Raw genomic sequence first — 20,849 nt, forward strand, 5'->3', positions numbered from 1 at the left:
GAATTCCACATCCGCATCGTCCTCACGATCCGCTTCTCAACTCTCAGCACCACTGAGATCGCCCATGCGGCTTGACGCCGGTGGGAAAAGGGCAGTCACGTCTCAGGCAAAAGTCCCGCAACTATGCATCGTGAAACGAGAAATTTCCCGAATTTCAAATCCGCTCCGATCAGGACGATCGGCCGATCCGGGGTTCCGTGCCCGCCCTCAGCCGGTCGATGTTGGCGCGGTGACGCCAGAGCACCAGCGCGGCCAGAACCGCGGCCAGGACCAGTGCCGCGCCATGGCCCAGAACCGGCGCCCAGAGCAGCGATGAAACCGCCGCCATCAGCGCGCTGGCCGAGGAGATGCGGGTTGCCGCCGCGGTTGCCGCCCAGGTGGCGCAGCAGGCCACGCCCACCGGCCATGCCAGCGCCAGCCAGATCCCGAGGAACGTGGCCACGCCCTTGCCGCCGCGAAAGCCCAGCCAGACCGGGAAACAATGGCCCAGAAAGGCCGCCAGCCCGGCCAGCTGCGCCGCGTCCTCGCCTGCGAATATCCGTGCCAGCAGCACCGCCGCCGCGCCCTTGCCGGCGTCGAACAGCAGGGTCAGGGCGGCTGCGCTCTTGCTGCCGGTGCGCAGGACGTTGGTGGCGCCGATATTACCCGAACCGATTTCGCGCAGGTTGCCCAGCCCCATGACGCGGGCCAGCACCAGGCCGAACGGGACCGACCCCAGCCCGTATCCGACCAGGGCCCAGAGCAGCAGTTGCGCGGCGGATGTGTCGATCGGGGGCATCAGTTTCTCCGGTAGATTTCGGTTCCGGCCACATAGGTGGCCTGCACCCGGCCCTGCATCCGCGCGCCGTCGAAGGGCGTGTTCCGGGATTTCGACCGCAGCGCGAACCGGTCCAGCACGAACGGCGCGTCCGGGTCGAACAGGACCAGGTCGGCGGGCGCCCCCGGCGCCAGCCGCCCGGCATCGAGCCCCAGCCGCCGCGCCGGGTTCAGCGCCAGTGCCCGGAACAGCGCCGGCAGGGTGATCTGGTCGGCATGGACCAGCCGCAGCGCCGCCGGCAGCAGCGTTTCCAGCGCCACCGCGCCGCTGGCGGCTTCTTCATAGGGCAGGCGCTTGCTTTCCTCGTCCTGCGGCGTGTGCATCGAACTGATCACGTCGATCAGCCCGTCGCGCAGCGCCGCGACCACGGCCAGCCGGTCATCCTCGGCGCGCAGCGGCGGCTTGACCTTGAAGAAGGTGCGGTAATCGGCCACGTCCAGTTCGTTCAGGGTCAGGTGATGGATGCTGACCCCGGCGGTGATGTCCAGGCCGTTGCGCTTGGCCCGTTCCAGCGCGGGCAGGGCGCGGGCGGTGGTGATCTGGTCGGCGTGATAGCGTGCGCCGGTCATCTCCAGCAGCGCGATATCGCGGTCGAGCCCCATGCGTTCGGCCATCGGGCTGACCGCGGGCAGCCCGCGCAGCGAGGCGAATTTGCCCGCGGTGGCGGCCGCGCCCGCCGACAGGCCGGGATCCTGCGGATGGGCGATCACCAGCGCCCCGCAGGACCGCGCATAGCTCAGCGCGCGGGCGAACACCCTGGTGTCGCGCACCACCCGGTCGCAATCGGTAAAGGCCACGGCGCCGGCGTCCATCAGGAACCCGATCTCGGTCATCTCGCGCCCCTCGCGGCCCTTGGTCAGGGCCGCCATCGACCGCACGTTGACGGGCGCATCGGCCTGGGCGCGGCGGGTGACGAATTCCAGCGATTCGGGGCTGTCGATCGCGGGCGAGGTATCGGGGCGGGTGACGATGGTGGTGACACCCCCGGCCGCCGCCGCCCGCCCGGCCGAGCGATAGCTTTCCTTGTGCCGTTCGCCCGGTTCGCAGACCTTCACCCCGATATCGACGATGCCGGGCGCCAGGCACAGCCCGCCGCAATCGACGCTTTGCGCGGGCGGGGCGTCGGTTCCCTGCCTGTTGCCCGTGCCGCAGGCGTCGATCCGCCCGTCGCGGACCCGCAGCCACCCGGTCGCATCGGTTCCGGCCTCGGCGTCGATCAGGCGGGCATTGGTGAACAGGATCTCGGTCACTTGGGTGTCCTTCACAACAGAACCATCAGCAGGATGGCGGCCAGCACCAGCATGACCACGGCAAAGACCGAGCCGCCGATCCGGCGGGCGCGGTCGCGGCGGGCACGCGGCGATACCGGGGCGGGGCGGGCGCTGGCACTGGCGATGGGTTCGGCGCCGCCCCAGTCGGGCAGCGTTTCGCCATAGGTGCCGATCAGGCGGACCCCCGGCGCCGGCGCGATGGTCGCCGCCGCGTCGAAGGCGCGGCTGCGCAGCACCAGCACCGGCCGTTTCCGGGCATCCAGCCGGGCGGCGTCGGGGGCGATCTGGCCGGGCGGCACGCCGGCACCGTCGACGAGATAGCCCGACAGGCCGATATCGCCCAGATCCGCCGGGGTCAGGATGTCGGCCTGCGCCTCGTCCAGCGCCGGCACACCCAGAACCTGCGCAAGCGCGCCCGGTTCGCGCAGGAATGTCACCTGTTCCGGCGGCAGGTCGAGCGCAAAGAGGCGGATGACGCCGCGTTCCCCGGCGCGGACCTGCAGCGGATCGGTCATGCCGCCGCCGCACGCAGGTTGCGGGCCAGCAGTTCCATCGCCGCCATCCGCACCGCCACGCCCATTTCCACCTGCTCCTGGATCACCGACCGGTTGATATCGTCGGCCAGTGTGCCGTCGATCTCGACGCCCCGGTTCATCGGGCCGGGATGCATCACGATCGCGTCCGGTTTCGCCAGCGCCAGCTTTTCGGCATCCAGCCCGTAGCGGTGGTAATATTCCCGCTCCGAGGGGATGAACCCGCCATCCATGCGTTCGCGCTGCAGCCGCAGCATCATCACCACGTCCACATCCGCCAGCCCCTCGGCCATGTCGTCAAAGACCTCGACGCCGAATTCCGAGATCTGCGATGGCATCAGCGTCGGCGGCCCGATCAGGCGGATGCGGTTTTCCATCTTGCCCAGCAGCAGCAGGTTCGACCGGGCCACGCGCGAATGGGCGATGTCGCCGCAGATCGCCACCGAAAGGCGGTGCAGGCGGCCCTTGGCGCGGCGGATGGTCAGCGCGTCCAGCAGCGCCTGGGTCGGGTGTTCGTGCCGCCCGTCGCCGGCGTTCAGCACCGCGCAGTTCACCTTTTGCGCCAGCAGATCCACCGCGCCCGATTGCGGGTGGCGCACCACCAGCAGGTCGGGATGCATCGCGTTCAGCGTCAGCGCGGTGTCGATCAGCGTCTCGCCCTTCTTTACCGAGGATGTCTGCATCGCCATGTTCATCACGTCCGCGCCCAGCCGTTTGCCCGCCAGTTCGAAACTGGCCTGGGTGCGGGTGGAGTTTTCAAAGAACATGTTGATCTGGGTCAGCCCGGCCAGCACGTCCGAATGTTTCTCGGCGCAGCGGTTCAGATCGACATAGGTTTCGGCGAGATCCAGGATGGCGGTGATGTCGCCGGGCGACAGCGGTTCGATCCCCAGCAGGTGGCGATGGGCGAAACTCATGGGCGCGCTCCGGCGGTGGCAATCGCCCTGCTTATAGAAAGGGCGCGCGGGCTGGGCAACCGCCGCTCAGTCCCCGCGCGGCGGTGTTTCGATGCAGCCGCCATCACCGGTGCAGGTGAAACCGGCCTCGCAGATGGTGCCGCCGGGGCAGCGGGTGGCGCCGACCGGCGAACAACCGCCATCTTCGAGGCAGAGCTGCCCCGGACGGCACCAGCGCCCATAGCCGCAATCCACCGCGTTTTGCGGCACGCAGCCCCGGATCAGCGAACATCTGAACCCGGCGCGGCAGCGCGACCCGGTTTCGCAGAGGAACTCTCCGGGCCGCGTGCAGCCCCCTGTCGGCAGGCAGGTCGATCCCGCCGGGCAGACCGTGCCGCTGCCGCAGACGGTTTCCCGGCGTCCGACGCAGCTGCCGTCCCGCCCGCAGGTGGTGCCGGGCGGGCAGACCCGGCCGGTGGCGCATCTGACCGACCCCACCGGCGCGCAGCGCAGCCCGCCATCGATACAGTGTTCTCCCGGCCCGCAGGAGCGGCCGCCGCCGCAATAGCTGGCCCCCGGCGGTATGCAATTGCCGTCAAAGGCGCAGCGATATCCCAGCGGACAGCAGTTGCGCAGCCCGCATTGCAGCGTGCCCGCCGGGCAGCGGCCCAGCGCGCCGGGCTTTGGCACGCCGAATTGCTGCGCCCCGGCCCATTGGGCGGGCAAAAGGCAGGCGATCAGCAGCCAGGCGGGCAACAGGCACAGGCGCAACAGGCGGGGCATCAGGACGGTCCCGGCAATGGTTGCCGTCATCGTTCCGCCTGCGCGCCCGGCGGGCAAGCGGCAATCCATCACCGCTTCGGCTTTTCCTTGGCGGCGGTGTGGGTAGAGTGGGGGCATGGATTCGATGCCGGACACATATCAGGATTATCACACCGCGCGGGCGCTGCTGGACTGGCAGGTCGAACTGGGCGTGACCGAGGCGATCGGGGATGTGCCGGTGAACCGCTATGAACTGGAGGCGCGGGCCAAACCCGCGGTCCGCACCGAGGCGGCCGCCGCGGGCATGCCGATGGTGGCGGACGCCGTCGATCCGGTGGCCGAGGCAAAGGCGCGGGCGGCGGCGGCCGGCACGCTCGAGGCCTTGCAGGCGGCGCTGGCGGCCTATGACCATTGCGACCTCCGGAAGGGCGCGCGCAACCTCGTGTTCTCGGACGGGGTGGCCGGCGCGCGGGTGATGATCATCGGCGAGGCGCCGGGCCGCGACGAGGATCGCGAGGGCCGGCCATTCGTGGGGCGGGCGGGGCAGTTGCTCGACCGGATGCTGGACGCCATCGGGCTGAGCCGCGCCGAGACCGTCTATATCACCAACGTCCTGCCCTGGCGGCCGCCGCAGAACCGCGATCCACAGGCCGAGGAAATCGCGATGCTGACCCCGTTCCTGTCGCGGCATGTGGAGCTTGCCGCGCCGGAGCTGCTGGTGCTGATGGGCAATATCTCGTGCCAGGCGGTGCTGGGGCGGCGCGGGATCACGCGATTGCGGGGGCAGTGGACCGAGGCCTTTGGCCGCCCGGCGCTGCCGATGTTCCACCCCGCCTACCTGCTGCGCCAGCCCCATGCCAAGCGCGAGGCCTGGGCCGACCTGCTCGAACTGAAGGCCCGGCTGAGGGGGGCGACATGAAGATCCTTGCCTTTTCCGACCTGCACATGGCCCGCAACCGCGCCGCCGCCATCGTCGAGGCCAGTGCCGGGGCCAATCTGGTGATCGGCGCGGGCGATTACTGCAACATGCGGCAGGGGCTGGGTGACGCGATGGCGATGCTGGCGGGCATGTCGGCGCCGATGGTGCTGGTGCCGGGCAATGCCGAAAGCGCCAGCGAGCTTGCCGCCGCCGCGCCGGACGGGGTGACCGTCCTGCATGGCGACGGCTGCGAGATCGACGGGGTGCGGCTGTTCGGGCTGGGCTGTGCCGTGCCGGAAACCCCGTTCGGACACTGGTCCTGCGACATGTCCGAAGACGCCGCCGCCGGGATGCTGGCACGCTGCGACGGGGCCGATCTGCTGGTGCTGCATTCGCCGCCAAAGGGGATTGCCGACCGGACCTCGGCCGGGCTGTCGCTGGGCTCGACGGCGATCCGCGATGCCATCGCCCGGATCGGGCCTGAACTGGCCCTGTGCGGCCATATCCACGAAAGCTGGGGCGCGCGGGGACGGATCGGGGATTGCGAGGTCGTCAACCTGGGTCCGACCCCGAACTGGTTCGAGATCGGGTGATGATCGACCCCGCGGTCCTGATCGCCTTCGTGCCCGCCGCGCTGGCGCTGAACCTGACGCCCGGAGCCGACATGATGTTCTGTCTCGGGCTGGGGCTGCGCGCGGGGCCGCGCGCCGCCTGGGCGGCGAGCGCGGGCATCGCGGCGGGGGGCGTGGTCCATGTCACCCTGGCCGGGCTGGGCCTGGGGGCGGCGGTCGCGGCCCTGCCCTGGGCGTTCGACGCGATCCGCTGGATCGGCGTGGCCTACCTGTTGTGGCTGGCCTGGCTGGCGGTGAGACGCGGGACCGGCGGCGCGCCCGCCGGGGCGCGGATGCGGGTGGCCGGCGCGTTCCGGACCGGTTTGGCGGTGAACCTGACCAACCCCAAGGTGATTCTGTTCGTGCTTGCCTTCGTGCCGCAATTCGTGGACCCGGCGGCGGGGCCGATCCTGGGGCAGTTCCTGATCTTCGGCGCGGTGCTGGCCCTGGGCGGGTTCGTGATCAACGGGCAGGTGGGTGTCTTCGCGGGCGGCGCCGGGCGGCGGCTGGCCGAGGGCGGGCGCTGGCTGGGCTATGTCAGCGGCGGAATATTCGCGGCGCTGGCGCTGCGGCTGGCATTTCTTGAAAGGGCTTGAACGATGTCGCGCATCGACGAAAACAAGGACTTCATCCCGGTGCGGATCGCGGTGCTGACCGTCTCCGACAGCCGGTCGCTGGAGGACGACCGGTCCGGGCAGGTGCTGGTCGACCGGCTGACCGCCGCCGGGCACAGGCTGGCCGACCGGGCGATCCTGCCCGACGAACGGACCGAGATCGCGACGAAGCTGCGCAGCTGGATCGCCGACGAAACCGTGGACGTGGTGATCTCGACCGGCGGCACCGGGCTGACCGGTCGCGACGTGACCGTCGAGGCGCATCGCGATGTCTATGAAAAGGAAATCGACGCCTTCGGCACCGTGTTCACGCTGATCTCGATGGACAAGATCGGCACCTCGGCGGTGCAGAGCCGCGCCACCGGCGGGGTGGCGGGCGGCACCTACCTGTTCGCCCTGCCGGGCAGCCCCGGCGCCTGCAAGGACGGATGGGACGGGATCCTCGCCGCGCAGCTCGATTATCGCCACCGGCCCTGCAACTTTGTCGAGATCATGCCGCGCCTCATGGAAAGAACCCGCGAGAAATTTCGACGGAAATAGGCGCCTGGTGCGTTAACACCCTTGTGGCTTGGCAAATTTCACGCTGACGCTACGATTCATGCTAGTTTGTTCGCGGGTGATCCTGAATGCGGTTTCTGCGCCAAAGTCTGATCGGCATCCTGCTGGCGTCGCTGACGCTGGCCCTGCTGATCTATGCCGGCACGACGGTGATGTCCGCGCTGCAGGACCGGATGAATGCCGACCGGTCGCCGCCGGCGGCGCAGGAGCGGGTGTTCACCGTCGCCGTGCGGGCCGCGCGGATGGAAACCGTGGTGCCCGAGATGCGCGCCTTCGGCGAGATCCAGAGCCGGCGTTCGCTGGAGCTGCGGGCCGCCGCCGGCGGGCGGGTGATCGCGCTCTCCGAGAATTTCGACGAGGGCGGCACGGTCCGGGCCGGCGAGGTGTTGCTGCGCATCGACCCCGCCGATGCGCAGGCGGCGCTCGAGGGCGCCCGCGCCGACCTGATGGATGCCGAGGCCGAGGAGCGCGATGCAGAGCGGTCGCTGGCGCTGGCGCGTGACGAGCTTGACGCGGCGGTGGCGCAGACGGATTTGCGGCAGCGGGCGTTGCAGCGGCAGCAGGATCTGCAGTCGCGCGGGGTCGGGACGGCGGCGCTGGTCGAGGGCGCGGAACTGGTCGCGGCGCAGGCCCGCGCCACGGTGCTGTCGCGCCGGCAGGCGCTGGCCCAGGCCGAGGCGCGGATCGACCAGGCGGCGACCCGGCTGGCGCGGATGCGCATCGCGCTGGACGCGGCGCAGCGCGATCTCGACGACACCGTGGTGACGGCCGGCTTTGACGGCACGCTGAGCGACGTGACCCTCGTCGAGGGGCGGCTGGTCTCGGTCAACGAAAAGCTGGCGATGCTCGTCGATCCGATGGCGCTGGACGTGGCGATCCGGGTGTCGACCGCCCAATATGCCCGGTTGCTGGACCCCGATGGCCGGCTGATCCCGGCGCAGGTCGAGGCATCGCTCGACGTGACCGGCACCGACCTGCTGGCGCGCGGACGGCTCAGCCGGGACGGTGCCGCCGCGGGCGAGGGGCAGTCGGGCCGCCTGGTCTTTGCCCGTCTCGAGAACGCCGCCGGGTTCAAGCCCGGCGATTTCGTTACCGTATCGGTCGAGGAACCGGCGCTGGAGCGGGTGGTCCGCCTGCCTGCCTCGGCGCTCGACGCCTCGGGCACGGTTCTGGCGGTGGGGCCGGACGACCGGCTCGAGGCGATCCCGGTCACGATGCTGCGGCGGCAGGGCGACGATGTCCTGTTGCGCGGCGACGGGCTCGAGGGCCGCGAGATCGTGATCGGCCGCACCCCGCTGCTGGGCGTGGGCATCCGGGTCAGGCCGCTGCGCGAACAGGCCGCGACAGGGGCCGATGCGGCCGGGGCGATGCTGGAACTCAGCGCCGAACGCCGCGCGCGGCTGGTGGCCTTCGTCGAATCCAGCGAACGCCTGCCGCCCGAGGCCAAGGCGCGGGTGCTGAACCAGCTGGAGCAGTCGCAGGTGCCCGAGGGGCTGGTGACGCGGCTCGAATCGCGGATGGGAGGTTAGGCGGCCATGGTCCGCCCGATACCGTCCGCCGCCGGCGGCCTGCTGTCCTATTTCACCCGCCACCGCACCGCGGCCAACCTGCTGTTGCTGGTGCTGCTGGTGCTGGGCGTCGCGGCGATCCCGAACATGCGGACGCAGTTCTTTCCCGACGTGATCGTGCAGACGGTGCGCGTGAGCGTCGAATGGGACGGGGCCGGGCCCGAGGACGTGGACAGCGCTATCGTGCAGGCGCTGGAACCGTCGCTGCTGGTGATCGACGGGGTCGCGTCCTCCGAATCCGTCTCGCGCGAGGGATCGGCGCGGATCGAGCTGGAATTCGAGCCCGGCTGGGACATGGGGCAGGCCACCGACGACGTGCAGGCGGCGGTGGATGCGGTGACCACGCTGCCCGAGGATGCCGAGGACCCGTCCGTCCGGCGCATGGCCTGGCGCGACCGGGTCACCGATGTGGTGATCTCGGGGCCGATCGGGCCCGAGCAGCTGGGCCAGTTCGCCGATGAACTCGTGACGCGGCTGTTCGCCGCCGGGGTCACGCGGACCACCATTCGCGGCGTGTCGGCGCCGGAAACCGTGGTCGAGGTGCCCTCGGTCAACCTGATCGCCAATGACGTGACCATGCGCGAGATCGCCGCCGCCATCGGCGCCGAGGTCCGCACCGACCCCGCCGGTGACGTGAGCGGGGCCAATGCGCGGGTGCGCACCGGGTCCGAGAAACGACGCGCCGACGACATCGCGGGCATCGCGCTGCGGTCCAACCCGGACGGCTCGAAACTGACCATCGGCGACGTGGCGCAGGTGCGGGTCGAGAGCGTGAACCGCCAGCGCAGCTATTATGTCGGCGGGCATCCGGCGATGTCGATCCGGGTGGACCGTTCCGATCAGGGCGACGCGATCAAGGTCCAGCGCCGGGTCGAACAGGTGGCCGCCGAGATGCAGGCCAGCCTGCCGCAGGGCGTGACGGTGGACCTGATCCGCACCCGCGCCGAGGCGATCTCGGCGCGGCTCGACATCCTGCTGGACAACGGCCTGATGGGGCTGGTGCTGGTGATCTGCCTGCTGTTCCTGTTTCTCAACGCCCGGATCGCGATCTGGGTGGCGGCGGGGATCCCGGTGGCCATGTTCGCGGCCATCGCGCTGATGTATGCCGCCGGGCTGACCATCAACATGATCTCGCTCTTCGGCCTTATCATCACGCTGGGCATTGTCGTCGACGATGCCATCGTGGTGGGCGAACATGCCGATTTCCGCGCCCGCAGGCTGGGCGAGAGCCCGATGGCGGCCTCGGAAAATGCCGCGCGGCGCATGGCGATGCCGGTGCTGGCGGCCACGCTGACCACGGTGATCGCCTTTTTCGGACTGACATTCATCGGCGGCCGGTTCGGCACCCTGATCGGCGACGTTCCGTTCACCGTGATCGCGGTGCTGCTGGCCTCGCTGGTCGAGTGTTTCCTGATCCTGCCCAACCACATGGCGCATTCCATCGCCCATTCGGCAAGGGAACACTGGTATGACTGGCCCAACCGGGTGGTCAATCGCGGGTTTCGCTGGGTCCGCGATCACCCGTTCCGTGGGCTGATGGCATGGGTGGTGCGCGGGCGCTACGCGGTGCTGGCCGGGGCGCTGGCGCTGCTGGCGGGGCAGGCGGCGCTGTTCATTCGCGGCGACGTGCCGTGGCGGTTCTTCAACGCGCCCGAACGGGGCACCGTCACCGGCAACTTCGCCATGATCGAAGGCGCGAGCCATGCCGATTCGCTGGCCATGATGCACGAGATGCAGCGCGCCACCGAAGCGCTGGGCGCCGCCTATGAGGAACGCTATGGCCGCAACCCGATCGATTTCGTGATGACCCAGGTCGGCGGCAACACCTGGCCGCCGCTGACCGGGGTCGAAAGCAAGGATACCGACCTGCTGGGCGGTATCACGATCGAACTGATCGACGCCGATTTGCGCCCCTATTCCAGTTTCGCCTTTGTCGCCGAACTGCAGGATGCGGTCCGCGCCCACCCGATGACCGAGGTGGTCGCGTTCCGGGGCTGGCGGTCGGGGCCCGGGGGCGATGCGCTGGACGTGCAGTTCCACGGTGCCGGTGTCCAGTCGCTCAAGGAGGCCAGCAACGACCTGCAGACCGCGCTGCTGCGCTATCCCGAAGTGTCGGGGGTCGAGGATTCGCTGTCCTATGACAAGGAAGAGCTGATCCTGGACCTGACCCCGCAGGGTCGCGCGATGGGCTTTACCATCGACGCGCTGGGCCGCGACCTGCGGGCCCGGCTGGGCGGGATCGAGGCGGCCAAGTATCCGGACGGAACGCGCAGCGCCGTGATCCGGGTGGAACTGCCCGAAAGCGAACAGACCGCCGATTTCCTCGAACGCACCTACCTGCGCGCGCCGGGCGGGGCCTATGTGCCGCTGTCGGATATCGTCACCGTGACCCGGCGCACCGGGTTCTCGCAGGTCCAGCGGGAAAACGGGCTGCGGCTGATTTCGGTCACCGGCGACATCTCCGAGGACGACCCGGTCCGCGCCGAGGCCATCCTGCAGGCGTTGCAGGCCGAGATCCTGCCCGACATTGCCAGCCGCCGGCAGGTCGACTGGCGCATGTCCGGCCTGTCCGAGCAGGAAAACGAGTTCCTGCAGGACGCCCGCACCGGCCTGACCCTATGCCTGACCGGCATCTACCTGGTGCTGGCCTGGGTCTTTGCCAGCTGGACCCGGCCGCTGGTGGTCATGGCGATCATTCCCTTCGGGCTGGTCGGGGCGATCTGGGGCCACGCGCAATGGGACGTGCCGCTCAGCATGTTCTCGGTGGTCGGGCTGCTGGGCATGACCGGGATCATCATCAACGACTCGATCGTTCTGGTGACCACGATCGACGATTACGCGCGGGACCGGGGGCTGGTCCCGTCGATCATCGACGGGGCGGCGGACCGGCTGCGCCCGGTGATGCTGACCACGATGACGACGGTGCTGGGGCTGGCGCCGCTTCTGTTCGAGCGGTCGCAGCAGGCACAGTTCCTCAAGCCGACGGTGATCACGCTGGTCTATGGCCTGGGGTTTGGCATGTTGCTGGTGCTGGTGGTGGTGCCGGCGCTGATCGCGATCCAGCAGGACGTGGCCCGCCCGCTGGCGGCGATGCGCCGGGCCCTGCGCGCCTCGCCGGGCGGCCTGCGCCTGCCCGTGCGCCTGGCGGGCCTGCTGGTGCTGGGCTGGCTGGCGGCGACCGTGGGCTGGACCGCCGTCACCGATGCGCTGCCGCCCGTGATGGCAGGGGTGCTGCCGGACCTGCCGGGGCTGGCGCCGATGCAGGCGGCGCTGGCGCTGTTTTTCGCGGGCGCGGTGCTGATGCTGTTGCTGGTCTGGCTGGTCGCGGCGCTGCGCTACCGGCGTGTGGGCATGGCGTCGGGAGGCTAAGCCCGGTCCCGTCCCAGCGCCCGTGTCGCCCGTGCCGCCAGTTCGGCCACATGGGTGCTGGTGGGCAGGCCGGCCAGCTGATCCGGCCCGACCCAGCGGGCATCGCTGACATCGTCCGCGGCCACCGGTTCGCCGCGCAGATAGGTGCAGAGCACCGCCGCCAGCAGGTAATGCGACGCCACGGTCCCGTCCGGGCGATAGCGGATCGCGTCGATATTGGTCAGGTAGCCTGTGGGTGCGGCCTCGACCCCGGTTTCCTCCAGCAGCTCGCGGGCGGCCGCGTCATGGGCGGTTTCGCCGGGCTCCACATGGCCGCCGGGAAACCCCCACAGCCCCGCGTCGGGCGGGTTGCAGCGCTGCACCAGCAGCACCTGTCCGTTGCGGGGGACCACCGCCAGGGCGCCGAGGCGCGGCCAGGTCGGGTGGCGCCGGCGGGTCATCGCGAGGTGCAGCCGCGGATGTCGACGGCGTGATCCCGGCCCAGAACGGTGAACCGCAGGGCCGACCGGTCGAGCGCAAAGGCGCCGCCCGAGGCGGAGGCGATGTTGCCGGTCACCTCCAGGTGGTCGCCGTCGCGCCTTGTGCCGGTGACAACCGCCCACAGGTGCGGCGCGCCGGGTTCGATCACGGCCACCTCATGCCCGCCCGCGGGCGGCATGGCGATCCGGGCATCGAGCCGCATGGTGCCGGCCTGCGCGGTGGGCGCCAGCTGGCAGGTGGCGCCGGTCACCCCGGCCTCGGCGGCGGAATAGGGGCGCCGGGCCAGCGCGGCGGCGATGGCGGGGCTGCGCGGCGCCTGCGGGTCCAGCTGGTGATCGAATTTCAACGTGCCGGGGATGCAGATGTCGCGGCAGATGCCCAGCTCCACCCGGCCGCGCAGGCGCACCGGCCGGTCGGGTTGCGCGGGGGTGACCTCCAGCGGCAGCACCAGCCCGCCGCGATAGCCGATCACCTGCATGCCGGCCTGGTCGAGCACCTCGGGGGCCGGCCAGGTGATCGAGACGCCGCCCAGGTTGCGCGACCGCCGCCAGTCGAATCGCGGCGGGATGCCCGCGTCGCCCGGCGCGCGCCAATAGGTCTTCCAGCCGTCGGCCAGCGTCAGGCGCACGGCGGCCAGCAAGGTGCCGCGCCCGGTCGGGCCGCCATCGAGGATGTCCAGCCGGATCACGTCGGCCACCCGCGTCTGCGCCGCGGATGGCAGGGGCGGAAACAGAAGCGTCGCGCAGAGCGCGGCGAGGGCGAGACCGGGTTTGAACATGCAGACTAGATGGGCGATCGCGCCGCGCTTGCCAAGTCACGTTCCGGTCAGCATCGGGTCGCGGCCGCGCCCTGTTGCCGCTGTGCCCTTGCGTGGGCGCCGGGGCGGGTCCATGCTGGTGCCGGACCCGCCAGCAAGGAGACCCCCGCGCCATGATGGACCTGACCGGAAAGCTGTTGATCGCGATGCCCGGCATGGGCGACATGCGGTTCGAGCATTCGGTGGTGTTCCTGTGCGATCACGGGCTCAAGGGCGCGATGGGCCTGATCGTGAACAAGCCTGTGCTGGACGTGCGCCTGTCGGATCTGCTGGAGCAGCTCGAGATCGCGCGCGGGCCGGGGTCGGAGGACATGACCATCCATTTCGGCGGCCCGGTCGAGGGCGCGCGGGGGTTCGTGCTGCATTCCTCCGACTACCGGTCGAGCCTGCAGTCGCTGGAGGTGGGCGGCGGGTTCTCGATGACCGCGACGCTGGACGTGCTGGAGGATCTCGCCAACGGGCGCGGCCCGGAGCGCGCGCTGATGGCGCTGGGCTATGCCGGGTGGGGGCCGGGGCAGCTGGAGGCCGAGATCGGGCTGAATGGCTGGCTGACCGCCGAGGCGGATCAGGAGCTGGTGTTCGCGGTGCCCGATGACGAGAAATGGGTGGCGGCGCTGGCGACGCTCGGGGTCGACCCGCTGACGCTGTCGGCCAGCGCCGGGCACGCCTGAGCGGCGATGCGGGCGGGGGCGCTGCCCCCGTCGCGGCAGGCCGCGACTCCCCCGGGATATTTCCGGCAAGAGGAAGCTGGGGTCAGTCCTCGCGCGGCGCGGCGGCGCGGCGCAGCCGGTCGTTGATGGCCCGGCCCAGCCCGTGATCGGGGATCGGGGTGACCGCGATCGGTTTGTTCATCGCGTCGAGCCGGTGCAGGTGTCCGAAGAGATTGGCGGCCGCTTCGTGCAGGTCGCCCGATGGCGACAGGTTCAGGTCGCAATCGGTCGCGCCGAACCCCAGCAGCACTTCGCCCGGCCGCGCGGTTCTTGCGTTCAGCCTGACGCTGGCACCGGGGGCATAATGCGAGCTCAGCTGGCCCGGCGCGCTGATCGTATCGTCGGTGGCGGGGCGGGCGAGGGCCTGGTGCAGCGCCTGTTCCACCGCTTCGGCGGGCAGGCCGCCCGGGCGCAGCAGGGCGGGCGTGTCGGCCAGCCCGACGATGGTGGATTCCAGGCCGACCGGGCAGGGGCCGTCATCCAGCACCGCGGCGACCCGGCCGTCGAGCCCGGCCAGCACATGGCCGGCATCGGTCGGGCTGATCCGGCCCGAGGGGTTAGCCGAGGGGGCCGCGACCGGCCCGTCGAAACCGGCCAGCAGGGCCCGGGCGGCGGGATGGGCGGGCACCCGGACCGCCAGCGTGTCGAGACCCGCCGTCACCAGCGGCGAGATGCCGTGGTTTTCGCGAAGCGGCAGCACCAGCGTCAGCGGGCCGGGCCAGAAGGCGGCGGCGAGCCGGTCGGCGAGATCGGACCAAACGACGTGGCGTCGCGCCGCCCCGGTGTCGGCCACATGCACGATCAGCGGGTTGAAGGCGGGGCGGCCCTTGGCCTCGAAGACCCGTGCCACCGCCTGGCCGTTGCGCGCGTCCGCGCCCAGCCCGTAGACTGTCTCCGTCGGGAAGGCCACGATGTCACCGGCGCGCAGCAATGCCGCCGCGCGGGCGGTGCCGGCGGGGGAGGCAGGGAGGATCTCGGTGCGGGGGCGACCCCCGCCAGTCATGTCGGTCATGTCAATGACGCCGCGTTTTGATTGCCAATAGCCCGGGGGGTTTCACATATGAAGGCCATCAGATTCAATACCGTCCCCAGGCGACGCTGCCGCGCGTCCGATCCCCGGGCCGCCCCAAGCGAGGAACACCAGCCATGACCTATCGCGCTCCTGTTGCCGACTACCAGTTCATTCTCGACCATCTCGTCGGCTTCGACGCGATCGCCGCGACCGACCGTTTCGCCGAGGCGGATGCCGACATGGCCCGCGCCATCCTGACCGAGGCCGGCCGGATGTGCGATGACGTGCTGGCCCCGCTGAACCGGGCGGGCGATCTGAGCCCGGCGGCGCTCGAGGACGGCGTGGTGCGCACCTCGCCCGGTTTCGCCGACGGGTTCCGCGCGATTGCCGAAGGCGGCTGGGTCGGGATCAGCGCCGATCCCGAACATGGCGGCATGGGCCTTCCGGTGGCGCTGGCCAGTTCGGTCAACGAGATGATGTCGGCCGCCTGCCTGGCGCTGCAGCTGGCGCCGCTGATGGGGCAGGGCCAGATCGAGGCGCTGGAGCATCATGCCAGCGACGAGCTCAAGGCGCTCTACCTGCCCAAGCTGCTGGCGGGCGAGTGGATCGGCACCATGAACCTGACCGAACCGCAGGCCGGTTCGGACGTGGGGGCGCTGTCGAGCAAGGCCGAGCCCAATGGCGACGGGACCTATGCGATCTCGGGTCAGAAGATCTTCATCACCTGGGGCGACAATGATTTCACCGAGAACACCAGCCACCTGGTGCTGGCGCGGCTGCCCGACGGCGTGCCCGGCACCAAGGGGATCAGTCTGTTCCTGGTGCCGAAATTCATTCCCGATGCCGATGGCAAACCGGGCCAGGCCAACAGCCTGCGGGTGGTGAGCCTGGAACACAAGATGGGCATTCACGGGTCGCCCACCTGCGTGATGGAATATGATCGCGCCACCGGCTGGCTGGTCGGGCGGGAACATGGCGGCATGGCGGCGATGTTCACGATGATGAACAATGCCCGGCTGGGCGTCGGTGGGCAGGGGGTCGGCGTGGCCGAACGGGCCTGCCAGCATGCCCTGGCCTATGCGCTGGAGCGCCGGCAGGGCCGCACCGCGCCCGCGGGCGATGCGACCGGGGCCATTATCGACCATGCCGATGTGCGGCGGATGCTACTGACGATGAAGGCCGAGACCTTTGCCGCGCGGTCGATCATGCTGGCCTGTGCCGCCGCGACCGACATGCAGACCGCCACCGGCGACGCGGATTGGGCCGCGCGGGCCGCGCTGTTGACGCCGATTGCCAAGATCAACGGGTCGGAAACCGGGATTGCCGTGTCCGAACTGGGCGTGCAGGTGCATGGCGGCATGGGGTATATCGAGGAAACCGGCGCCGCGCAGCTGTCGCGCGATGCGCGTATCTGCGCCATCTACGAAGGCACCAACGGCATCCAGGCGATGGACCTGGTCGCCCGCAAGATGATGGATGGGGGCGAGGCCGCCGCCCGGCTGCTGGACGAGATCGAAAGCCATGCCGAAGGCGCGCGCGCGGACCTGCCGGACCTGGCCGGCCCGGTCTGGGAGGCGGCCGAATCGATGCGCGAGGCGACCGAATGGCTGGTGGCGCAGGATGACATGAACGACCGCTTTGCCGGTGCCGTGCCCTATGCCCGCGCTTTTGCCCGCGTGCTGGGCGGTCATTTCCATCTCAAGGCGGCGCTGGCCGATCGCGGTGGCGCGCGCGAGAAACTGGCGCGGTTCTTCATCGCCCGGCTGCTGCCCGATCACGCGGGCCTGCTGGCCCATGCGCAATCCGGGGCCGGCGAGATCTATGCCCTGAGCGTCGAAGACCTGGGGGGCTGAGCCTTGGACGGTGCCGCTTCGGCCAGGCGGGGGCTGAGCTACCCCCACGAAACGCCGCCCGAAACCGGTGGCGCGATCGAAGTCGCACCGGGGGTGCTGTGGCTGCGCCTGCCGCTGCCGATGCGGCTGGACCACGTCAATGTCTATGCGCTGGACGATGGCGACGGCTGGACGGTGATCGACACCGGCATGGCGACCAAGACCACGCGCCGGATCTGGGGGCAGATCATGGACGGCCCGCTGGGCGGGCGCCCGGTGAGGCGCGTGGTGGTGACGCATCACCATCCGGACCATGTCGGGCTGGCGGGCTGGCTTCAGGCGGAATTCGGGGCCGAACTGGTCTGCACCCGCACCTCGTGGCTGTTTGCCCGGATGCTGCTGCTGGACGAACAGGCAGTGCCGACGCCCGAAACGCTGGATTACTGGCGCAGCGCGGGCATGGACCCGGCGATCCACGCGAGGCGGGCGGGCGAACGGCCCTTCAACTATGCCGATATCGTGGCGCCGATGCCGCTGGGGTTCACCGGCATCGGGCAGGGTGACGTGATCGAGATGGGCGACCGCCGCTGGGACGTGCATCTCGGCAATGGCCACGCGCCCGATCACGCGACATTCTGGAGCCGGGATGACAATCTCGTGATCTCGGGCGACCAGATCCTGTCGTCGATCAGCCCCAATATCGGTGTCTATGCCACCGAGCCGATGGCCGACCCGCTGGCGGGCTGGCTGGAGGCCTGCGAACGGTTTCGCCCGCTGGCCCGCGCCGATCAACTGGTGCTGGGAGGGCACAAGCTGCCCTTTACCGGCCTGCCGACGCGGCTGCGGCAGCTGATCGACAACCATCACGGCGCGCTGCGCCGGCTGCTGCGGTATCTGGATGAACCGCGCTCGGCCGCCGATTGCTTTGCGCCGCTGTTCAAGCGCACCATCGGTGACGGCGAATACGGGCTGGCACTGGTTGAAGCGGTGGCGCATGTGAACCATCTCTATCTGGGTGGGCTGGTGGACCGGACCCGGCGCGATGACGGCGCCTGGCTCTACCGGCGCAAGGAGGAGTAGAGATGGACGACACGATCAGCACCGCCGCCGAATATGCCGAGGCGGCCGCGATACCACGCATGCGCGAAGTGCATTGCGACCCGGACAGCAACACCGGCCCCGATGGCGTGCCCGACGCGCTGCGCAAGCCGGTTGTCAGCAAGAGCCCGGCCCAATGGGCCTATGAGCGGCTGATCCTCTACATCCAGAATTTCGAAAAGCAGCTCGACGCGGAACACGAGGTCGCGATGGGCTTTGCCGGCGACAATGCCGGGGTGCTGCGGATCGCGGGCATGGGCTATTTCGACCCCGATATCGTCACCTTCTACGGCAGCGACGCCAACGGGTCGCGGATGCAGCTGATCCAGCATGTCAGCCAGTTGTCGGTCATGCTGCGCGCCCTGCCGCGGGCGGCCGATGGCGGTCCGGCCACCCGGATCGGGTTCCGGCTGGCGGCGGATCTCGAGGCGGATCCGGAAAAAGACTGACACTCGCCTCTTGCCGTCCGCGCGGCGGTCGCGTTCAATCAGGGCGTGACCAGGGAGGTGCCGATGACGCCGATGCAAGCTGTCCGCCACGCCTACGGTGTCGCCTGGGCGCGGCGCTGGCTGTTCGGCGGCGTCTATCTGGTGATGCGGCTGGCCGTCTACGCGGTGATCGCGCCGGTGCTGGCGTTGCTGGTCAATCTCGCGGTTTCCCTGTCGAACCAGAGCGCGCTGACCGACCAGGACATCGCCGCCTACATCTTCACCCCCGGCGGGATGGTGGTGACCATCGGCATTGCCAGCCTGCTGCTGGTGGCCGAGGTGCTGATCTTCGCGGCGCTGGCGGCGCTGCTGCGGTTCGAGACCGGCGACCGGCTGGCGACGGCGCGCGCGGCGCTGGGCGTGATCCTGTCGCGGCTGCGCCCGCTGCTGGTCTTCGCGGGCGTGTTCCTGCTGCGCGTGCTGCTGATCGCGCTGCCGTTTCTCGCGGTCGGCGGGGCGGCGGCGCTGTGGCTGCTGGGCGATTATGACATCAACTATTACCTGTCCACCCATCCGCCCGAATTTCTGGCCGCGGTCGGGATCGGGGCCGTGCTGCTGCTGGCGCTGGCGGTGGTGCTGCTGCTGCGCCTGTCATCCTGGGCGCTGGCGCTGCACCTGGTGCTGTTCGCGGACACTCCGCCCGTTGCGGCCTTTGCCGCGAGCGCGGCACGGATGCGCGGCAAACGCACCGGCCTGAAGATCGAGATCGTGCTCTGGCTGCTGGTGCGCACGGTGCTGATGGTCCTGCCGGGGCTGGTGGCCGGGGTGGTCCTGAACCTCGTGCCGCTGTCGCCGGGCAACGGGCTGCGGGTCGCGCTGGCTCTGGCGCTGATCGTCGCCGGGCTGTGGGCGCTGGCCGCGACGATGATCTCGGGGCTGGCGCTGGCGGCACTGGCGGCGTTGTTCGACCGCCATTTCGCGGAACGGCCCGCGCCGCTGCCCGATGCGGCACGGTCGCCCGGCGGGCTGCGGCGCCGGGGCGGCGTGGTGCTGGTTGCGCTCGGGGTGCTGGTCGCGCTGGCGTTCTGGACCGGTGACAAGCTGCTGGAGCGGGTCACGGCAGAGGATGACGTGGTGGTGATCGCCCATCGCGGCGCCGCCGGGCTGCGGCCGGAAAACACCATGGCCTCGGTCGAACAGGCGATTGCCGACGGTGCCGACTGGGTCGAGATCGACGTGCAGGAAACCGTCGATGGCCGCGTGGTGGTGATGCATGACAGCGATTTCATGAAGCTCTCGGGCATCGACCTCAAGATCTGGGACGCGACGATGGACGATCTTGCCGGCATCGACATCGGCAGCTGGTTCGACCCGGCCTATGCCGATCAGCGCGTCCCGCTGCTGCGCGATGTGCTGGCGGCGGCAAGGGGGCGCGCCAACGTGCTGATCGAACTGAAATATTACGGCCATGACGTGGATCTGGAAAACCGGGTGATCGGCATCGTCGAGGAACTGGGCATGCAGGACCGGATCGCCACCATGTCGCTGAAATACCCCGCCGTGCAGAAGATGCTGACGCTGCGCCCCGGCTGGCGCACCGGCGTGCTGGCCGCCACCGCCGTGGGCGATCTCGCCGGGTTGCAGGGTGATTTCATCGCCGTGAACACCGGGGCCGCCAGCGTGCACCTGGCCCGCATGGTCGAGGCGGCGGGCAAGGATCTCTATGTCTGGACGGTGAACGATCCGCTGCAGATGTCGCAGATGATCTCGATGGGGGCGGACGGGCTGATCACCGATCAGCCGGCGCTGGCCCGGCAGGTGCTCGAGGCGCGGGCGGGGCTGAACAGCGCCGAGCGACTGGCACTGTGGCTGTCGCAGCAGCTGGGGTTGGACATGAACGTGAAGGCGCCGCGCGATGACCAGCCGTGACGGGATCGCCGGGGCGCTGCTGCTGGCCTTGGGGGCGGCCAGTGCCGCCGGTGCCACCGGTGCCGCCTGGGCGCAGGACGGCGCGGTGTCGCGGGCTGTCGAAATGCCCGCGCACCGGGCGCTGATGGACCGGATCGCCGGGCCCGACACGGCGCTGGCGCCGTTCGAAACCGATGGCTGTTCGGGCGGCTTGTCCGATGTCTGGCGGCTGGTGGCGAGAACGTTCCCCGGTTTCGCCGACACCTTTGAGGCCGCCCCGCCATGGGAACCGTGCTGCGTCACCCATGACCGGGCCTACCATGACGCGGGCGGCGCCGCCGATCCCGCCGCCAGCTATGACGCGCGGCTGGCGGCGGATCGGGCCCTGCAGGCCTGCGTGACCGATACCGGCGCCGCGCGGCGCACCGAGATGGCGGCGGAATACGACGTCGCCCCGGCGCAGGTGGACACCGCCTTTGGCGCCATCGCGGGGGCGATGTTCATGGCGGTGCGGTTCGGCGGCGCGCCCTGTTCCGGCCTGCCCTGGCGCTGGGGCTATGGCTGGCCCGGCTGCTCGGTGCTGGACCTCGGCGGCAGGGCGGGCGAGGACAAATGACGGGTGACAGCGTTTTTCAAATGCTCTATC

At 70.1% G+C, this 20,849-nt stretch carries 20 protein-coding genes; 12 read left to right on the top strand and 8 right to left on the bottom strand.

The genetic code is table 11. From position 1 onward, the window contains the following. Nucleotides 1–169 precede the first annotated feature (169 nt). The 5 genes from plsY to C6Y53_RS12270 all read right to left on the bottom strand — a co-directional run bounded on the left by plsY (nucleotide 170) and on the right by C6Y53_RS12270 (nucleotide 4,330). Complete coding sequence (gene plsY / locus C6Y53_RS12250) at nucleotides 170–778, bottom strand: glycerol-3-phosphate 1-O-acyltransferase PlsY (RefSeq protein ID WP_106472680.1); 609 nt, start codon at nucleotides 776–778, stop codon at nucleotides 170–172. After that, a complete protein-coding gene (gene pyrC, locus C6Y53_RS12255; RefSeq protein ID WP_106474084.1) occupies nucleotides 778–2,067 on the bottom strand; it encodes a dihydroorotase in 1,290 nt (429 codons plus the stop codon). The genes plsY and pyrC overlap by 1 nt, the downstream gene beginning before the upstream one ends. 11 nt (nucleotides 2,068–2,078) lie before the next feature. Next, nucleotides 2,079–2,603, bottom strand: a complete 525-nt coding sequence (locus C6Y53_RS12260; protein ID WP_106472681.1) for a hypothetical protein — start codon at nucleotides 2,601–2,603, stop codon at nucleotides 2,079–2,081. After that, a complete protein-coding gene (locus C6Y53_RS12265; RefSeq protein WP_106472682.1) occupies nucleotides 2,600–3,538 on the bottom strand; it encodes an aspartate carbamoyltransferase catalytic subunit in 939 nt (312 codons plus the stop codon). The genes C6Y53_RS12260 and C6Y53_RS12265 overlap by 4 nt, the downstream gene beginning before the upstream one ends. Nucleotides 3,539–3,604: 66 nt before the next feature. Continuing rightward, on the bottom strand, nucleotides 3,605–4,330 hold the full coding sequence (locus C6Y53_RS12270) for a scavenger receptor class F, member 2 (protein ID WP_106472683.1): 726 nt from the start codon (nucleotides 4,328–4,330) through the stop codon (nucleotides 3,605–3,607). 94 nt (nucleotides 4,331–4,424) lie between these two features. Between C6Y53_RS12270 and C6Y53_RS12275 the strand changes: the two genes are divergently transcribed. From C6Y53_RS12275 to C6Y53_RS12300, 6 genes are all read left to right on the top strand, one after another. Further along, nucleotides 4,425–5,198 carry a uracil-DNA glycosylase gene (locus C6Y53_RS12275; protein ID WP_106474085.1) on the top strand — a complete coding sequence of 258 codons (774 nt, stop codon included), beginning with the start codon at nucleotides 4,425–4,427 and terminating at the stop codon, nucleotides 5,196–5,198. Beyond that, the gene (locus C6Y53_RS12280; RefSeq protein WP_106472684.1) at nucleotides 5,195–5,791 is read left to right on the top strand and encodes a metallophosphoesterase family protein; all 597 of its coding nucleotides are present in this window, start codon (nucleotides 5,195–5,197) and stop codon (nucleotides 5,789–5,791) included. The genes C6Y53_RS12275 and C6Y53_RS12280 overlap by 4 nt, the downstream gene beginning before the upstream one ends. After that, on the top strand, nucleotides 5,791–6,405 hold the full coding sequence (locus C6Y53_RS12285; RefSeq protein ID WP_106472685.1) for a LysE family translocator: 615 nt from the start codon (nucleotides 5,791–5,793) through the stop codon (nucleotides 6,403–6,405). The genes C6Y53_RS12280 and C6Y53_RS12285 overlap by 1 nt, the downstream gene beginning before the upstream one ends. 3 nt (nucleotides 6,406–6,408) lie before the next feature. Further along, nucleotides 6,409–6,963 (top strand): molybdenum cofactor biosynthesis protein B, encoded by a 555-nt coding sequence (gene moaB / locus C6Y53_RS12290; protein ID WP_106472686.1) that lies wholly within the window; start codon nucleotides 6,409–6,411, stop codon nucleotides 6,961–6,963. An 86-nt stretch (nucleotides 6,964–7,049) separates the two neighbouring features. After that, nucleotides 7,050–8,510, top strand: a complete 1,461-nt coding sequence (locus tag C6Y53_RS12295) for an efflux RND transporter periplasmic adaptor subunit (protein WP_106472687.1) — start codon at nucleotides 7,050–7,052, stop codon at nucleotides 8,508–8,510. Nucleotides 8,511–8,516: 6 nt separating this feature from the next. Next, a complete protein-coding gene (locus tag C6Y53_RS12300) occupies nucleotides 8,517–11,918 on the top strand; it encodes an efflux RND transporter permease subunit (RefSeq protein ID WP_106472688.1) in 3,402 nt (1,133 codons plus the stop codon). Here the strand turns inward: C6Y53_RS12300 and C6Y53_RS12305 are convergent. Both C6Y53_RS12305 and C6Y53_RS12310 read right to left on the bottom strand, forming a co-directional pair. Beyond that, complete coding sequence (locus C6Y53_RS12305; protein WP_106472689.1) at nucleotides 11,915–12,358, bottom strand: NUDIX hydrolase; 444 nt, start codon at nucleotides 12,356–12,358, stop codon at nucleotides 11,915–11,917. The genes C6Y53_RS12300 and C6Y53_RS12305 overlap by 4 nt on opposite strands. Next, on the bottom strand, nucleotides 12,355–13,176 hold the full coding sequence (locus C6Y53_RS12310) for a protein-disulfide reductase DsbD domain-containing protein (RefSeq protein ID WP_106472690.1): 822 nt from the start codon (nucleotides 13,174–13,176) through the stop codon (nucleotides 12,355–12,357). Before C6Y53_RS12310 ends, C6Y53_RS12305 begins: the two co-directional genes overlap by 4 nt. 155 nt (nucleotides 13,177–13,331) lie before the next feature. Between C6Y53_RS12310 and C6Y53_RS12315 the strand changes: the two genes are divergently transcribed. Beyond that, nucleotides 13,332–13,886 (top strand): YqgE/AlgH family protein, encoded by a 555-nt coding sequence (locus C6Y53_RS12315; protein ID WP_106474086.1) that lies wholly within the window; start codon nucleotides 13,332–13,334, stop codon nucleotides 13,884–13,886. A gap of 82 nt (nucleotides 13,887–13,968) precedes the next feature. Here C6Y53_RS12315 and C6Y53_RS12320 read toward each other — a convergent pair whose 3' ends face one another. Then, nucleotides 13,969–14,937 carry an L-threonylcarbamoyladenylate synthase gene (locus tag C6Y53_RS12320; protein WP_425300278.1) on the bottom strand — a complete coding sequence of 323 codons (969 nt, stop codon included), beginning with the start codon at nucleotides 14,935–14,937 and terminating at the stop codon, nucleotides 13,969–13,971. 134 nt (nucleotides 14,938–15,071) lie between these two features. Between C6Y53_RS12320 and C6Y53_RS12325 the strand changes: the two genes are divergently transcribed. The 5 genes from C6Y53_RS12325 to C6Y53_RS12345 all read left to right on the top strand — a co-directional run bounded on the left by C6Y53_RS12325 (nucleotide 15,072) and on the right by C6Y53_RS12345 (nucleotide 20,819). Further along, entirely contained in the window at nucleotides 15,072–16,790 is a 1,719-nt protein-coding gene (locus C6Y53_RS12325; protein WP_106472691.1) for an acyl-CoA dehydrogenase, read from the top strand. A gap of 3 nt (nucleotides 16,791–16,793) precedes the next feature. Then, a complete protein-coding gene (locus C6Y53_RS12330; protein ID WP_425300279.1) occupies nucleotides 16,794–17,849 on the top strand; it encodes an MBL fold metallo-hydrolase in 1,056 nt (351 codons plus the stop codon). 2 nt (nucleotides 17,850–17,851) lie between these two features. Continuing rightward, nucleotides 17,852–18,316, top strand: a complete 465-nt coding sequence (locus C6Y53_RS12335; protein WP_106472692.1) for a DUF6173 family protein — start codon at nucleotides 17,852–17,854, stop codon at nucleotides 18,314–18,316. Between the two features lie 63 nt (nucleotides 18,317–18,379). After that, nucleotides 18,380–20,224 carry a glycerophosphodiester phosphodiesterase family protein gene (locus tag C6Y53_RS12340; RefSeq protein ID WP_106472693.1) on the top strand — a complete coding sequence of 615 codons (1,845 nt, stop codon included), beginning with the start codon at nucleotides 18,380–18,382 and terminating at the stop codon, nucleotides 20,222–20,224. After that, entirely contained in the window at nucleotides 20,211–20,819 is a 609-nt protein-coding gene (locus C6Y53_RS12345; protein WP_244614825.1) for a hypothetical protein, read from the top strand. The genes C6Y53_RS12340 and C6Y53_RS12345 overlap by 14 nt, the downstream gene beginning before the upstream one ends. The last annotated feature ends 30 nt before the right edge of the window (nucleotides 20,820–20,849 follow it).

The organism is Pukyongiella litopenaei, assembly GCF_003008555.2.
Taxonomy (GTDB): Bacteria; Pseudomonadota; Alphaproteobacteria; order Rhodobacterales; family Rhodobacteraceae; genus Pukyongiella; species Pukyongiella litopenaei.